We start from the raw sequence: 14977 nt of genomic DNA on the forward strand, positions 1-14977 counted from the left end.
TCCCGGCCGTTCCGGGGCGCGCCTGCGCGTCTGCGCTCGAAGAGGGGCCCGGGTGCCCCTGCGAGCGGAGTCGGGCCTCAGGCGTCGGCGCCCGCGTCCCTGCCGAGCACCGCGGCGAGCTCGCCCCGCCCGCCGATCCCGAGCTTGCGGTACGCCGCGTACAGGTGCGCGCCGACCGTGCGCGGCGAGAGGAACAGGTTCTGCGCGATCGCGCGGTTCGACAGCCCCGTGCTCGCGAGAGCGCAGATGCGCAGCTCCTGCGGGGTCAGCGTGGCCGCGGCCGGCGACGGCGCATCCGCGATCCTCCCTCCGGCGGCCCGGAGCGCGTCACGGGCCCGATCGGCCCAGGCGTGGATCGGCAGCTCCTCGAGCATCGCCAGCGACTCGCGGAGGAGGGGCCGCGCCTCCGCCGCCTGACCGGCCCGGCGCAGCCCGTCGCCCACGAGCAGCAGCGCCCGCGCCCGCACGTACGGGAGCGGCGGCGGAGTCCGGCGGAGCAGCCCGGCCGCGACGTCCGGCGCTCCGTCGGCGAGCGCCACGGCGATCTGCGCGTACCGGAGGGCCGCCTCGATCATCGGCTGGTGCCAGCGCTCGAAGAGCGATTCCAGCCTCGCGGCGTGCAGGCGCACGACTCCGACGTCCCCGATCGCGAGAGCCGCGTCGACGAGATCGGGCGTGGTGAGGATCGCGAAGCCGGGGTTCAGGGAGTCGTCGTCCCTGTCGAGGAGGGGCAGGAGCTCCGGCACGGCGTCGCCCGGTCGCGACTCGAGGACCGCCACCGCCGCTCGCGATCCGCGGAGCGTCGCCCGCATCACGCTCGAGCAGAGGACGGCCGCGCCGATCGCGCTGCCCGCGCTGATCGCCTCGGGATCGGGCGCGACGCCCTCCATCGCGTCGAACCAGGCCAGGCAGGCCCGGGACGCGGTCTCGAAGCCGACGTCCCCCAGGTCGCTCCCGAGGACGAGCGCCTCCTCGGCGAAGGAGCGGGCGCGCGAGAAGCGGCCGGCGAGCGACGTGGTCATCGAGGCGGCGAGGAGCGCCTGCGGGAGGATCCGGATGTCGCCGCGCGCGCGCAGCCCGGTGATCGCCTCCTCCAGGAGCTCCCGGGCGACCTCGACCTCGCCCGCCGTGTTCAGCGCGTAGCCGAGCCACCACGCCTCCTCCGGACCGCTCGCCCCGCCGGCCGCCGCGAGCGCCCGGCGGACGACCTCGTCGCCGCGGGCGATCGGCTCGGTGACCGCCGCGAGCAGGACGGCGCGCGGGTCGGAGTCGTCGAGGGCGAGCGCGCGCACCGCCTGGATCATCGGCTCGCCGGGCGACGCCTCGCGGTTGTGGTCCCAGGCGATGGCGGCGAGGTGCAGGAGCGCGGCGGTCGCGGCGTCGACGGCTCCGTGGCTCTGCAGCGCCGTCACTGCGGCGAGCGCGGGCGAGAGGTCGCCCCGCGAGAGGGCCGTGCGCCCGGTCGGCAGCGTCTCGCGCGTCCAGGCGGCGCGGGCGGTGAGCACCGGATCGACGGTCTCGACCGCCGCGCGGTGCACGAGCAGCGCCGCCTCCGCGGTCCGGCCGGCGAGCCCGGAGTACTCGGCCGCGTCGATCAGGCGCGAGACGCGCAGCGGCCCCGCGGGGGTCAGCTCCGCCGCCCGCTCCATCGCCTGAGCCGCCAGGACGACGTCGCCCGTCGCGAGGCCGGACGCCGCGAGACCGGCGAGCTCCTCGCCGACCGGCCCGTCAGAGCCGGTCGCGAGCTCCGACCGCCACCAGAGCGTCCGGCTCGGGTCGTCGCGGTGCTCCTGGACGAGCGTGCGGAGCACGGCCGCGCGCTCGGAGGGGCGGCTCACGCTCGTCACCGCGGACTGCACGAGAGGGTGCCGGAAGCGGAGTCCGCTCCCCGGCGTCCAGCTGAGCAGCGACGCGGCGACGGCCCTGTCGATCCAGGAGGGGTCGGGGTGGCGGCCGATCGCCAGGTTCGCCAGCCGGCTCGCCTCCTCCGCCGTCGCGACGTCGCCCAGCGCCACGGCCAGCACGGCGAGCCGCGAGGGCTGGTCGAGCTCCGCGAAGCGCTCGGCGAAGGCCGATTCGAGGCGTCCGGTCACCGCGCGGTCCTCCGCCTCGTCGGCGGACGGGTCGCGTCCGGTCAGCTCCACCAGGGCGAGCGGATTCCCGCGGGCGAGGTCGAGCAGAGCGCGCCGGGCGGCGCCGCGAGGAGGATGCGGGAGCGTGTCGAGGAGAGCGGCCGAGTCGGCGGCCGACAGCGGCCCGAGGTGGAGGTGCTCGAGGCCGGAGTCCTCCTCGGGCCGGTCCCTCGTGGTCATCACGACGACGACGCGGTCCTCGCCGATGCGCCGGGCGAGCATCCGCAGCGCCCACGCCGACTCCGGGTCGATCCGGTGCAGGTCCTCGACGACGACCAGCAGGGGCCGATCGGCGGCGGCGTCGCTCAGGAGGGTCAGGGCCGAGAGGCCGGCCAGGAGCGGCGTCGGCTGCACTCCCTCGGCCAGATGGAAGGCCACGCGGAGCGCGTCCCGCTGCGGCAGGGGCAGGCCGTCGAGGCCCGGGCGGAGCGGGTGCAGGAGGAGCTGCAGCGCCGCGTACTGGTCGCCCGACTCCGCTGCGGAGCCCGCGGTGCGCAGCACCCGCACATCGCGTGCGCGGGCGTAGGCGACGACCTCCTCGACCAGGGTGGTCTTGCCGACCCCGGCGTCCCCGTCGATGACGAGCGCCGACCCGTGGGCGGCGATGCCGTCGACCATCAGCCGGAGCCGCGCGAGCTCCGATCCCCGACCGACGACGAGCGCGTCCCGCTTCACGCGTCGAGTATCGCACCCTCGCGCAGACACTCCTCGACCCGGTGACGGGCCCGGATGAAATCGATCGCGGCGGCCGCGGCGCTGCCGGGGGCGCCGAAGAAGGAGGTCAGGAAGTGGTCGCCTCCGTGCACCTCCAGAGTCTGCCAGCGGAAGGCGATGAAGCCGAAGGGGTCGACGCGCACCGGCGACGAGCCCTCGCGGAGCGGATACGCCTCCTGGCTCGCCCAGACGCGGCGGAACACCCGCGAGCGGCCGCCGAGCGAGGCGACCAGGACCCGCAGACGCGGGTCCGCCGGGTCGGAGTGGAAGCGGAGGGCGGCGGTCATCACGGCGATCGTGCGGTCCCAGTCCTCGTGCCGCTCGGCGTCGGTCTCGAGCGCCGCGGCGTCGACGACGGCCTCGATCATGTTGGTCCCCTGCTCGCAGGCCAGGGGGAGGAACAGGCGGCCGAGCTCGTTCACGGCGACGAGGTCCAGGTAGCGGTCGACCACGTAGGCGGGCGTCGTGGTCCAGGACGAGACCATGCTCGTCAGGCTGCCGACCTGCGCCGGGGTCGGCCCGGCCTGCGCCCAGCCCGGTGAGCGGCGCGGCGCGGCGTGTCCGCCGAGCCGGAAGAGGTAGTCGCGCCCGTCCGCGTCGAGACGGAACGCCCGGGCCAGAGCGTCCAGGACCTGCGCCGAGGGGCGGCGGTCCTTGCCCTGCTCGAGCCGCAGGTAGTAGTCCGGGCTGATCCCCGCGAGCACGGCGACCTCCTGGCGGCGCAGCCCGCTGACGCGGCGCCTGCCGTCGGCGCCCAGGCCGACCTCGTCAGGGCGCAGCCGGTCGCGGTGCCCCCGGAGGTAGGCGCCGAGCCGCGCGGTGTCCGTGTCCACGATCCCGCCCTTCTCTCCCTTCGAGGCTAGGGAGGAGGCGGGCCCGACTCCACGCGACGCCGACCTAGATCCGCGGCGGGAGTACCTAGATCGGCGGGGCGTGCTTCCGGGTGGGGGCGGTGCGCGGCGGGGTGCGGAGGAGCGCACCGGAACGCGGCGCACCCCTCCGCGATCGGTAAGAATCCGCGGTCAGCTCAGCTCCGCCGCGGCGTCGGCGATGACCCGCGCGACCTCCTCCGGGTGCGAGCGCATCACCAGGTGCGGCGCGTCGAGCTCGACGACCGAGCGCACGCCCGCCCGCCGGTAGCCGAACCGCTCGACGTCCGGATTGATCGTCCGGTCCGCGGCCGCGACGACGCCCCAGCTCGGCCGGGTCCGCCAGGCGGCGACGGGAGCGGCCTCACCGAAGGCCAGAGCGGCGAGCGGGCGCTGGCCGACCGCGAGCACGGCCGCCTCGGCCGGATCGATCCCGGCCGCGAACACCTCCGGGAACGCCGACACCGCGACCGACACGTCCGTGCCCGGCTCCGCTCCGTCGATCGGGAACGGGGTGTAGACGAGGTTCGCCGGCAGGTCGGAGTCGGGGAAGGCTCCCTGCAGCTGCCCGAGGCTCTCCCCCTCCTCGAGCGCGTAGGCCGCGAGGTAGACGAGGCCGACCACGTTCTCGGCGGCGCCCGCCACCGTGATCACGGCGCCGCCGTAGGAGTGGCCCGCCAGCAGGACCGGCCCGTCGAGCTGCTCCACGAAGGAGCGGAGGTACTCCGCGTCGCCCAGCAGGCTGCGGTTCGGCACGGCCGGGACGCGCACGGCGTGGCCGGCGTCGAGCAGGATCCGCGTGACCGGGGCGAAGCTCGCGGCGTCGGCGAACGCTCCGTGGACGAGGACGATGGTGGGTGCGGGCATGGGGTGTCCTTCCGGTCGGGCTGCGGTCCGGCAGCCGGCTGCGCAGCCGATCCGGACCCGGGCCGAACCTAGGACGGCGGACGGCGCGCGTCGTGACCCCGCGACTCCCCTGCCGACCGGGCGGCCGCCTGTCGCCCGCCCGAGGACACGCTCCAGCGCTCGTCCCGCCCGCTCACGGCGGGCCCGGCCCGCTGCAGCGTCCGCGTCCTGGTCCCGGCGGGGTCACCCTTCGACGGCTGGACCGCCCGGGATCGCGGCGCGGTCGGCCGGCGGCCTCTCCGGCCGGATCGCCGGCGACAGCGGCGGATCGGCACGCGGACTCCTGCGGCCCGAGACCCGGGCCGCGGCGCGTCAGCTCGCGAACTCCTCCGGCCAGCCCAGCGCGGCCAGCGACCGGCGCACGCGCTCGATGTCCTCCTCCGAGGGCAGCTCCGAGGTCACTCCGGCGATCGCTGTGCCGACGTCCGCGCGGGAGGCGGGCGCGTCGGCGGCGAGACCGGCGGCCACCTCGGCCACCTCCTCGTCGCTCAGACGGCGGCGGAGGAGCGCCAGCAGCGGCACGAAGTCCTGCTCGGGCAGCCCGGCCGGGTAGCCGGCGCGCAGCCAGCGGACGATGCGCGTGACGAGGCCCTCGCGGGTGTCCGGCTCGGCCAACGACTCCGGGCCCGCCAGCGGCCAGCCCGCGCTCGCGAGCCGCGAGGAGACGCGGGCGACGTCCTCGGGCAGCGCCGGTCCGAGCAGCAGCTGCTCGATCCGCTCGCGCACGACGGCTCGCGAGACGACCGTCTCGGCCCGCTCCGACTCCGACAGGAGCCGCGCGACGACCTGCTCGACCTCGTCCGTCGTGAGGCTGCGGCGCAGCAGGCCCAGCAGCGGCAGGTAGTCCTGCTCCGGCACGCCGGACGGGTAGCCCGCGCGCAGCCAGCCGACCACGCGGGCGACGATCCCCTCCCGCGCCGCGATCGGATCGGTCGAGGCCATGCTCAGCCCTTGGGCACGAAGGTCGGGATGACGTGCTCGAAGCTCACCGACTGGCCGAGACCCGTCGCGATGATGACGCTCAGGCCGATCACCACGGAGCCGACGACGAGGGCGAAGCAGAGCACGCCGATCCCGCGCAGCACCGGGGCGGGCAGACCGCTCCGGACCGCGGGGGCGTCGGACCCGCCCGAGGCGGGAGCACCGGCGGCGACGGCGAAGGAGCGGACGCCGACGGCGAACAGCACGGGCAGGCCTGCTCCGAGGAGCACGGCGACGATCGCCACCTGACCGGCGGCGGAGAGGAAGAGGGAGAGCACGGTGCGGATCCTTTCGCTCAGACGCCGGCGGTCTCGGGCGCGGGGCGTGCCGCCGCGTCCTGCCACTCGTCGTTGACGTTGTGCGCGCCGATGCTGTCGCGGCGCGAGCGGATGTAGATGAGGGAGGCGACGGCGACGAGGATCGCGGCCATCAGGAGGCCGCCTGCCGCGCCTCCGACGAGGTGGCCGATCCACCACATCACGGCGCCGACGAGAGCGGCGGCCGGGAGCGTGATGACCCAGGCGATCACCATGCGCAGCGCCACGCGCCAGCGCACCTGCGCGCCGGGGCGGCCGACTCCGGAGCCGAGGATCGAACCGGTCGCGACGTGGGTGGTCGAGAGGGCGAAGCCGAGGTGGCTGGAGGCGAGGATGACCGCGGCGGAGGCGCTCTCGGCGGCCATGCCCTGCGGGGTGTCGATCTCGACGAGGCCCTTGCCGACGGTGCGGATGATCCGCCAGCCGCCGATGTAGGTGCCGAGCGAGATGGCCAGCGCGCAGCTGAGCTTGACCCAGAAGGGGACCGACTCGGTGTCGCTCCAGCCGCCGGCCGCGATCAGCGCGAGCGTGATCACTCCCATGGTCTTCTGCGCGTCGTTGGTGCCGTGCGCGAGCGAGACGAGGGAGGCGCTGCCGATCTGACCGAAGCGGAAGCCGCGGTGGAGGCTCTTCTCGGCGAGGTTGCCGATCACCCGGAAGACGAGCCAGGTGCCGATCGCCGCGACCGCTCCGGCGAGCACGGGCGACATCAGCGCCGGGAGGATCACCTTGCCGACGACGCCGTCGAGCTTCGTGCCGTCGCCTGCCCAGTTGACGCCGTTGAGGCCGAGGCCCGCGAGAGCGGAGCCGATCAGGCCGCCGAAGAGGGCGTGCGACGAGCTCGACGGCAGGCCGAGCAGCCAGGTCAGCAGGTTCCAGACGATGCCGCCGATGAGGCCGGCCAGCACGATCAGCAGCAGAGCGGATCCGCCGTCCTCGAGCAGCGCCGGATCGGGTGCGCCCGAGGAGTCCTGGATCTTCACGACCGCGTTGGTGACGGTCAGCGCCACCTCGATGCTGAGGAACGCACCGACGAGGTTCAGCGACGCCGAGAGGGCGACGGCGGTGCGGGGCTTCAGGGCACCGGTCGCGATGGACGTGGCCATCGCGTTCGCCGTGTCATGGAAGCCGTTGGTGAAGTCGAAGGCGAGGGCCGTGACGACGACGAGCGCGAGCAGGATGAAGGGATCCACGCAGACATGATGCTCCCGCGGCGGGAGGCGTTCCGGCGTGGTCGCGAGGCTTCACCTGCTGTTCACCTCGCGGGGCACGCCCGCCCGAGTACCCTGTGCGGATTCTCAGGCGGGCGGCGCATCGGCGGGTGCGATTCTCCTGAGCCCGCACCGGCATGCGGCGCTCAGACGGGTGCGCTCAGGAGGCCGAGCGCGGCATCGGCGGGGTGAGGTCCGGGGTGTGCGCGGGGTCGGAGTCGGGGGCCGGCTCCTGCTGGGCGGCGGACTCGGCCGCGGCACCGGCGTCCTCGGCGGACTCCTGATCCTCGGCGGGCTCCTGCGAGCCGGGAAGCGGCGGGGTGAGGTCGAGGGCGCCGACCGCCGGCTCGGCGGCGTGCTTCGGCGTGGTCGGGCGGTTCTCGGCCGCGGCCGCCTTCTTCGCCGCCTTCTCCTGGGTCCGCTTGAGCTTCTCGGTCTGCTCGGCCAGCTTGCGGGCCTTCTTGCGCAGCTTCTTGCTGGAGTCGCGGACCGCCTCGTGCGCCGCGCGCACCGACTTCTCGGCCTTCTTCAGCGCCTTCTTCGCGCGCTTCTGCGCCGCCTTGTCGCGTGCGTCCTTATCCTTGCCGGTCCCGGCCATGTCCGCTCCTCCGCTCGTCGACCGCTCCGGCCGACTCCCCCACGCTACCGAGCGGCACCCGCCCCGCGAACCCGCTGGCGAGCGCGCCCGGGCCGCGCTAGGCGCGCGGGCGGCGGCCGTTCTGCGCCCGTGCCGTCCCGCCTCCCCTTCCCCCTGGTCGCCGCCTCTCCTCCTTTCTCCTCGGCTCTCGCTTCAGCCCTGCGGTGCCGTTCGCGGCTGGGAGTCGCGGGCGAGTCGACCCCGCGACGGGCGCGGGTTCGGCAGGCTGGGGGCATGGTCTTCCAGCACGATCCCGGCGGCTACCAGGGCCGCGCCGGCCTCCGGCGTCCCGTGCGCGGGCCCAGGCGCGACAAGTGGATGTGGTGGCGCCTGGGCTCCGGAGTCGCGGCGACGATCGCCGGTGTGATCGCCCTGCTCGTCTTCACCGCCGACCGCTGAGCACGCCCACCGGCGACCCGGCGCACCCCCGTCACTCCGGATCGAGAGCCGATCGATGCGCTCAACCGCTTGACTCCGGAGGTTTCTCTCAGGTCGGATCCGGCGGAACGCGGGTAGTTTGGAGGGTCGCATCGGCTCAGCCGTGCGATCAGCCCCACTGCCCCACCCGGCGCTCGCCTCCCCCCTCGCGCGTCGGCAGACCTGGAACCTCCTCTGCATGCACCGTTCGTCACGCGCCTCGACTCCCACCCCCGCAGGAGCCGAGACCGGCAGTCCGTCCGCCCTCCCGACCCGTCGCTCGCTCCGTGAGCAGGAGTCCCGCAGCCGTCGCCCCTCCCGCGGCCCGTCGCGCCCCCGCGTCTCCGCCGTCGCCGCGATGACCCTCGTGGCCGGCATCGCGATCACGTCGACGATGCCCGCGTTCGCCGTGGGCGGCACCGCCGACTCCGAGCTGACCCGCGACACGGCCACCGCCGTCGCCGCGGCCCGCCCGCAGAGCTTCGTGGCGGCCGGAGTCGTGCAGCAGAGCGTCACCCGCGACGCCTTCGCCGCCGAGGCCAAGCCCGAGGTCCTCGTGCCCACCGCGTCCCTCGACGCGATCACCGCCACCTCCGGCGAGTCGACCGCGGCCGCCGCCGGAGCGTCCGGAGCGTGGGTCGTCCCGATCTCCGGTCACATCAGCAGCAGCTACGGCCCCCGCCCCGACGCGCCGGTCGCCGGCGTGAACCTGTTCCACAAGGGCACCGATCTCGCCGGCGCCTGCGGCACGCCCGTCCTCGCGGCCTCCAGCGGCACCGTCGAGGAGGCGTCGTACCAGGGCAGCTACGGCAACTGGATCCTGCTCGACAACGGCGGCGGCATCGAGACCGGCTACGCCCACAACAGCGAGCTGATGGTGTCGGTCGGCGAGACCGTCACCATCGGCCAGGTCATCGCGCTGCGCGGCTCGACCGGCGCCTCGACCGGCTGCCACCTGCACTTCGAGACGCGGGTCGACGGCGAGGCGGTCGACGCCGTGCCGTTCATGGCCGAGCTCGGCGTCCCGATCGGCTGACGCCCCGGGCGACTCGAGAACCCGGACGTCGCGGTGGCCGCTCTCGACCACCGCGACTTCTGCGTTCTCGGAGGGCGCGGACCGGCGTCAGGGCCCGGGGACCGTTCGCGCCCCGGTCGAGACGGCGGCCGACCAGTGCGCGTCGTCCGGCACCGTCGTCACCCTGATCTCGGCGTCCTGCTCGACGGCGATCTGCATGGTGCCCGTGTTGCCGCCTCCCGTGCCGGTGCGGGTCGTGCTCGGGCTGTAGACGCACGACGATCCGCTCGTCATCAGGCCGACGACCTCGATCGTCACCTCGGCGTCCTCGGTGTCGCAGGCGACCGAGACGGTGATGTGCAGCAGGTCGCCGCTGAGGTACACGCTCTGCGGATCGACGGGGCCGACCTGGTCGGTCCACCGCACGGCGGCGGTCGCTCCCTCGGGCAGCGTCACGGGCCCGAGCGGAGCGTCGGTGGGCGTCGCGGTCGGAGCGGCGGTCGCCGGAGCAGCGGTGCCGGGAACGGCGGGTGTCGCCTCCTCCGCCTGGTCGGCGCCGCTCGTGCAGCCGCTCAGAGCGAGCGCCGCGAGCAGTGCCGAGGCGCCCAGCGCGGTCGCGCGCCGTCCCGCCCGGAGCCCCGTCGCCCGGCGCGGAGCGGTCGTTCTCGTGGTGTCCATGGTGGTTCCCCCTGTCCACTGGCGTCCCTCCGGTCTACCCGAGCCCGCGCGGCCGCGGACCGCACTCTGCGGCGGTTGCCAGGGTCGGGAGCCGTGCTGCGGATCGATGGGGAGCTCCTCCGTACCGGCGCGGCGGCCCGTCGATCCGCTCGGGTGCCGCGGATGATCGGCACCGGGCGGATCCGACGCCCGCCGCACCCGGCGCACCCCGCCGAGCCGCCCCTCTGCACCCGGAAGGCACCGCCATGATCGCCTCGAACACCTACCCCTTCGCCGGACGCACCGTCCTGGTCACCGGAGCCGGCTCCGGCATCGGCCGCTCCATCGCACGCGCCTTCCTCGAGCAGGGCGCGAGCGTCGCGGTCGCCTGGCGCACCCCCGCCACGCTCGAGGAGACCGTCGCCGGCTTCCCGGCCGAGCGCGTCCTGGTCGTCCCCACCGACGTCTCGGTCCGAGCCGAGGTCGACGCGCTCGTCGAGGGCACCGTCGCGAGGTTCGGCGGGATCGACGTCCTCGTGAACAACGCGGCCGGCCACCTCGGCGGCCCGATCGATGAGGTGGAGGACGACGCCTGGCGCTCGCTCTTCGCCACGAACGTCGACGCCCTCTTCTACGCGGTGAAGGCAGCGCTCCCCCACCTCAAGGCGAGCCGCGGCAACATCGTCGTCGTCTCCTCCGTGTCGGGCATCCGCGGCGACTGGGGCCAGGCCGCCTATAACGCGACCAAGGGCGCGATCACGACCTTCGTGCAGTCGCTGGCCCTCGACTTCGGCGCGCACGGTGTGCGGGTCAACGCCGTCGCGCCCGCCTTCACGCAGACGCCGCTGACCGAGTCGATGGCCTCGACCCCCGAGGAGCTCGCGCCCTTCATCGACCGCATCGCCCTCGGGCGCCCCGGGCAGCCGGACGACATCGCCCCGCCGGTGCTGTTCCTCGCCAGCGCGGACGCGGCGTACATCACCGGCGCGATCCTGGCCGTTGACGGCGGGACGAGCGCCTCGACGGGGCAGCCGCACCTGTAGGCGGGCGAGCGGCGGATCGGCCGCGGCCAGGCGACTCGCCTGCTCGGCCGGGGCGGCTCGGCGATTCGCCTGCTCGGCCGGTGCGGCTCGGTCGCCCGGAAGCGGCGGCCAGGCGGATCGGGGTCGGGGGCGGCTCTGCCCAGAACCCGAGTGCTCGCGTCGGATCCTGCGGCCCCGCTCGTGAGGGTCCACCGGGCTCGACCGCGGGCGCCCGCAGCCCGGATCACTCCATCCCTGACCGCGCCCTCAGACTCAACCGACACCTGTGGCGTATCGTGGAGTCAATTGCATGCAGACGCATGGATACGGACTCGCCGACCGCACGGCCTCCGAGCCCATCCCTCTTCGAGCAGGAGTCGTCATGACCACCACCAGCACCCGATTCACCGACCGCGTCGTCCTCATCACCGGAGGCGGATCCGGCCTGGGCCGCGCCGCAGCCGTCCGCCTCGCCCAGGAGGGCGCGAAGCTCGCCCTCGTCGACATCTCCGAGCAGGGCCTCGCCGCCACGGTCGACGTCCTGCCCGAGGGCACCGAGTCGATCACCGTCCTCGCCGACGTGTCGAAGGAGGCGGACGTGGACGCCTATGTCGCGCGCACCCTCGAGGCCTTCGGCCGGATCGACGGCTTCTTCAACAACGCCGGCATCGAGGGCCGCCAGAACCTCACCGAGAACTTCACGGCCGACGAGTTCGACAAGGTCGTCGCGATCAACCTCCGCGGCGTGTTCCTCGGCCTCGAGAAGGTGCTGAAGGTGATGCGCGAGCAGGGCTCGGGCATGGTCGTCAACACCGCGAGCGTCGGCGGCATCACCGCGATCGGCAACCAGTCCGGCTACGCGGCCGCCAAGCACGGCGTCGTCGGCCTCACCCGCAACTCCGCGATCGAGTACGGCGAGTTCGGCATCCGCATCAACGCGATCGCGCCCGGGGCCATCTGGACCCCGATGGTCGAGAACTCGATGAAGCAGCTCGACCCGCAGAACCCGCGCAAGGCGGCCGAGGAGTTCATCCAGGTCAACCCGACCAAGCGCTACGGCGAGGCCGACGAGATCGCCTCGGTCGTCGCCTTCCTCCTCTCGGACGACGCCTCGTACGTGAACGCGACCGTCCTCCCGATCGACGGCGGTCAGTCCATCAAGTACTGAGGTCCCGCGGAGGGAGCGGAGGGAGCGCCTGCTGCGGCGGGCGAGCCCTCCGCTCTCCCGCTGACGCCGCGTCCTTCGTGAAACGGACTCGACCGCTCCTCCACAGGTGCTCCCTCCGACGGACATCCCCACCGGGCCTCCCCCACGCAGCACCCGGCACCGCAGCGGGAGCAGAATGGGGGTCGGTCCCGCCAGCGGCCGGACCTCGACCGCTACGGAGACATGCATGAACCCCACCGGGAGCTTCCGCGCCGCCCGCGACACCCTCCTGCAGCACCGCACCGATGCGGTCGCCGCGAACGAGGCCTTCCAGTGGCCGGACGTCGGGCCCCGCTTCAACTGGGCGGTGGACTGGTTCGACGCGATCGCCATCGGCAACGAGCGCCCCGCCCTCTGGATCGTGGAGGAGGACGGCTCCGAGGAGAAGTACTCCTTCGACCGGATGCGCTGGCGCTCCGACGAGGTCGCCGCCTGGCTCCACTCGGTCGGCGTCGAGCAGGGCGATCACGTCATGCTCATGCTCGGCAACCGCCTCGAGCTGTGGGAGTCGATGCTCGCGATCATGAAGCTCGGCGCGGTCATCCTCCCCACGACGACCCTGCTCTCACCCGCCGACCTGGCCGACCGCCTCGAGCGCGGCGAGGTCGCGCACGTCATCGCGGACGCCTCCGAGACGGCCAAGTTCGACGAGATGGAGGGCGGCTTCGGCCGTATCGCGGTCGGCGGCGCCGTCGAGGGCTGGCTCGACTACGCCGACTCGCTCGAGCCCTTCGGCATCAGCCCGACCGTGGTCGTCCAGAGCTCCGATCCGTGCCTGATCTACTTCACCTCCGGCACCACCTCGAAGCCCAAGATGGTCGTGCACACGCACGAGTCGTACCCCGTGGGGCACCTCAGCACGATGTACTGGCTCGGCGTCCAGCCGGGCGACGTGCACATGGCGATCAGCTCGCCGGGCTGGGGCAAGCACGCGTGGAGCTGCTTCTTCGCGCCGTGGAACGCCGAGGCGACGGTGTTCGTCTACAACTACAGCCGCTTCTCCCCCACCGCACTGCACGAGCAGCTCGACCGGGCCGAGGTCACCACGTTCTGCGCGCCGCCGACCGTGTGGCGGATGCTGATCCAGTCGGCGCTCGGAGCGAAGCCGCGCGCGCTGACCGAGATCCTCTCGGCGGGCGAGCCGCTCAACCCCGAGGTCATCGCGACCGTCGAGCGGGAGTGGGGCCTCACGATCCGCGACGGCTACGGCCAGACCGAGACCACCGCGATCATCGCGAACCCGCCCGGCGCCCCCGTGGTCCCCGGAGCGATGGGGCGCGCGCTGCCCGGCGTCGCCATCGCTCTCGTCGACCCCCTGACCGGCGAGCCCGCCTCCACCGGCGAGATCTGCCTCGACCTGTCCGTCGAACCCGTCAACCTGATGTCCGGCTACCTCGGCGACGAGGACCGCACCGAGCGCGCCCGCGCCGACGGCTACTTCCACACCGGCGACGTGGCGGTCCGCGCAGTCGACGGCACGATCACCTTCGTCGGCCGCACCGACGACATCTTCAAGTCCTCCGACTTCAAGATCTCGCCGTTCGAGGTCGAGAGCGTGCTGCTGCAGCACCCCGCCGTCGCCGAGTCCGCAGTGGTCCCGGCTCCGGACGAGGTGCGCCACAGCGTGGTGAAGGCCTACGTCACCCTCGCCGACGGCTGGGAGCCGACCGCCGAGACGGCGAGCGCGATCTTCGCCCACACCCGCGAGCTGCTGTCCTCCTTCGAGCGGGTGCGGCGCCTCGAGTTCCACCCCCTGCCCAAGACGATCTCGGGCAAGATCCGCCGCGTCGAGCTGCGCGAGCGCGAGGAGGAGGCGTTCCGCCGCGGCGAGGAGATCCCCACGGAGTGGCGCGCCGACCGCCTCTAGGCGCGGCGGCCCTCGTCCGCCGAGACACCGCCGGGACCGCCGCAGCACTGCTGAGACGGCGGCGCCTCGGCGGGGCGGTGGTGTCTCGAGGGGATGCGGTGGGCCGGGACGCCGGCCGCCGGTGACCAGCGGGAGCGGGAGCCGTCAGCGCGGAACCAGCGCGGCGTCGGCGGTGTCCGGATCAGAGGCCGGCGATCAGCTCGGCGTCAGCGCGGGAGTACAGCGATCAGCTCGCCGTGGTCGCGGACGCCGGGGGCGCTGCGGTGGAGCGAGTGGGTCACCTCGAGGCCGGCCTGCTCGGCGAGCGCGCGCATCTCGGCGAGCGGGTGAAACCACGCCGGTGCGACGGCGTGCGCGAACGCCTCCGAGCGCGGCCCTTCGAAGAAGCCGATCAGCAGGCTTCCGCCCGGTCGGAGGTGCGCGGCGAGCGCCGCGACCGCGCCGGGCAGCTCCGCCGGCGGCAGGTGGATGAGCGAGTACCACGCGAGAACGCCCCCGAGGCCGTCGACGTCGAGCTCGAGCGCCGAGCCGAGCCGGAACGGGACGTCCGGGAACCGCGCTCGAGCCAGCGCGACGAACTCCGGCACCGGGTCGACGCCGACCGCGGCGGCTCCGCGGCGCCGGAGAAACTCCGTCCAGTGCCCGGGCCCGCAGCCCACATCGGCGACCGTGCCCCCCAGCCCGTCGGCCCACGACCCGATCAGCTCGCGATCGGCCGCGGGCCCCGCGTCGACCGATCCGAGCAGCGCCGCGTACTCCTCCGCCCGCGCGCCGTACGCGTCCCGCACCTCGTCCATCCGGTGAGCGTAGGCCGTCTCGAAACAGCGCGCAGCGGGCACGCGGAGGCGCGTGGCACGTTCCGCGGTGCCGTTGGCACAGCTCGGCGGCACGGTCCACTGGCGCGTTCTGACGTTCTGGCGCGCCTGCCTCGTGAGCGTTCGCGCCCGGCCTCCCGAGGCGCTCCGCGAGGACGGATCATCGAGGTGCCGCGCCCCGTCCCCGCCCCGAAGGAGACCCGATGACCC

14 protein-coding genes are annotated in these 14977 nt (G+C 74.2%); 5 read left to right on the forward strand and 9 right to left on the reverse strand.

Annotated elements, in window-relative coordinates:
* Positions 1-77: 77 nt before the first annotated feature.
* The 7 genes from C5C57_RS10970 to C5C57_RS11000 all read right to left on the reverse strand — a co-directional run bounded on the left by C5C57_RS10970 (position 78) and on the right by C5C57_RS11000 (position 7728).
* Positions 78-2807, reverse strand: coding sequence for an AAA family ATPase (locus C5C57_RS10970; protein ID WP_104248156.1), 2730 nt, complete (start codon positions 2805-2807; stop codon positions 78-80).
* A complete protein-coding gene (locus C5C57_RS10975; protein ID WP_104224008.1) occupies positions 2804-3679 on the reverse strand; it encodes a helix-turn-helix domain-containing protein in 876 nt (291 codons plus the stop codon). The genes C5C57_RS10970 and C5C57_RS10975 overlap by 4 nt, the downstream gene beginning before the upstream one ends.
* A 189-nt stretch (positions 3680-3868) precedes the next feature.
* Entirely contained in the window at positions 3869-4582 is a 714-nt protein-coding gene (locus C5C57_RS10980) for an alpha/beta fold hydrolase (protein ID WP_104248158.1), read from the reverse strand.
* Positions 4583-4933: 351 nt separating this feature from the next.
* Positions 4934-5563 (reverse strand): DUF3349 domain-containing protein, encoded by a 630-nt coding sequence (locus C5C57_RS10985; RefSeq protein WP_104248159.1) that lies wholly within the window; start codon positions 5561-5563, stop codon positions 4934-4936.
* Positions 5564-5565: 2 nt separating this feature from the next.
* The gene (locus tag C5C57_RS10990) at positions 5566-5880 is read right to left on the reverse strand and encodes a hypothetical protein (protein WP_104248160.1); all 315 of its coding nucleotides are present in this window, start codon (positions 5878-5880) and stop codon (positions 5566-5568) included.
* Between the two features lie 17 nt (positions 5881-5897).
* Complete coding sequence (locus tag C5C57_RS10995; RefSeq protein WP_104224012.1) at positions 5898-7112, reverse strand: inorganic phosphate transporter; 1215 nt, start codon at positions 7110-7112, stop codon at positions 5898-5900.
* Positions 7113-7290: 178 nt separating this feature from the next.
* Positions 7291-7728, reverse strand: coding sequence for a hypothetical protein (locus C5C57_RS11000; protein ID WP_104248161.1), 438 nt, complete (start codon positions 7726-7728; stop codon positions 7291-7293).
* 273 nt (positions 7729-8001) lie between these two features.
* Here C5C57_RS11000 and C5C57_RS18135 point away from each other — a divergent pair, with 273 nt between their 5' ends.
* On the forward strand, positions 8002-8166 hold the full coding sequence (locus tag C5C57_RS18135) for a hypothetical protein (protein ID WP_181027261.1): 165 nt from the start codon (positions 8002-8004) through the stop codon (positions 8164-8166).
* A gap of 217 nt (positions 8167-8383) precedes the next feature.
* Positions 8384-9220: a M23 family metallopeptidase gene (locus tag C5C57_RS11005; protein ID WP_104297624.1), complete on the forward strand. Its 837-nt coding sequence runs from the start codon at positions 8384-8386 to the stop codon at positions 9218-9220.
* 87 nt (positions 9221-9307) lie between these two features.
* Here the strand turns inward: C5C57_RS11005 and C5C57_RS11010 are convergent, their stop codons facing one another.
* Positions 9308-9877, reverse strand: a complete 570-nt coding sequence (locus C5C57_RS11010) for a hypothetical protein (RefSeq protein WP_104248162.1) — start codon at positions 9875-9877, stop codon at positions 9308-9310.
* Positions 9878-10122: 245 nt separating this feature from the next.
* Here C5C57_RS11010 and C5C57_RS11015 point away from each other — a divergent pair, with 245 nt between their 5' ends.
* From C5C57_RS11015 to C5C57_RS11025, 3 genes are all read left to right on the forward strand, one after another.
* Positions 10123-10899: an SDR family NAD(P)-dependent oxidoreductase gene (locus C5C57_RS11015; RefSeq protein ID WP_258072745.1), complete on the forward strand. Its 777-nt coding sequence runs from the start codon at positions 10123-10125 to the stop codon at positions 10897-10899.
* 361 nt (positions 10900-11260) lie between these two features.
* The gene (locus C5C57_RS11020) at positions 11261-12046 is read left to right on the forward strand and encodes a glucose 1-dehydrogenase (protein ID WP_258063242.1); all 786 of its coding nucleotides are present in this window, start codon (positions 11261-11263) and stop codon (positions 12044-12046) included.
* A gap of 226 nt (positions 12047-12272) precedes the next feature.
* A complete protein-coding gene (locus C5C57_RS11025) occupies positions 12273-13952 on the forward strand; it encodes an AMP-binding protein (protein WP_104248164.1) in 1680 nt (559 codons plus the stop codon).
* Between the two features lie 206 nt (positions 13953-14158).
* Here C5C57_RS11025 and C5C57_RS11030 read toward each other — a convergent pair whose 3' ends face one another.
* Positions 14159-14749, reverse strand: coding sequence for a trans-aconitate 2-methyltransferase (locus C5C57_RS11030; RefSeq protein WP_104248165.1), 591 nt, complete (start codon positions 14747-14749; stop codon positions 14159-14161).
* Positions 14750-14977: the final 228 nt, after the last annotated feature.

The organism is Rathayibacter sp. AY1C5 (genome assembly GCF_002931705.1).
Classification (GTDB): Bacteria; Actinomycetota; Actinomycetes; order Actinomycetales; family Microbacteriaceae; genus Rathayibacter.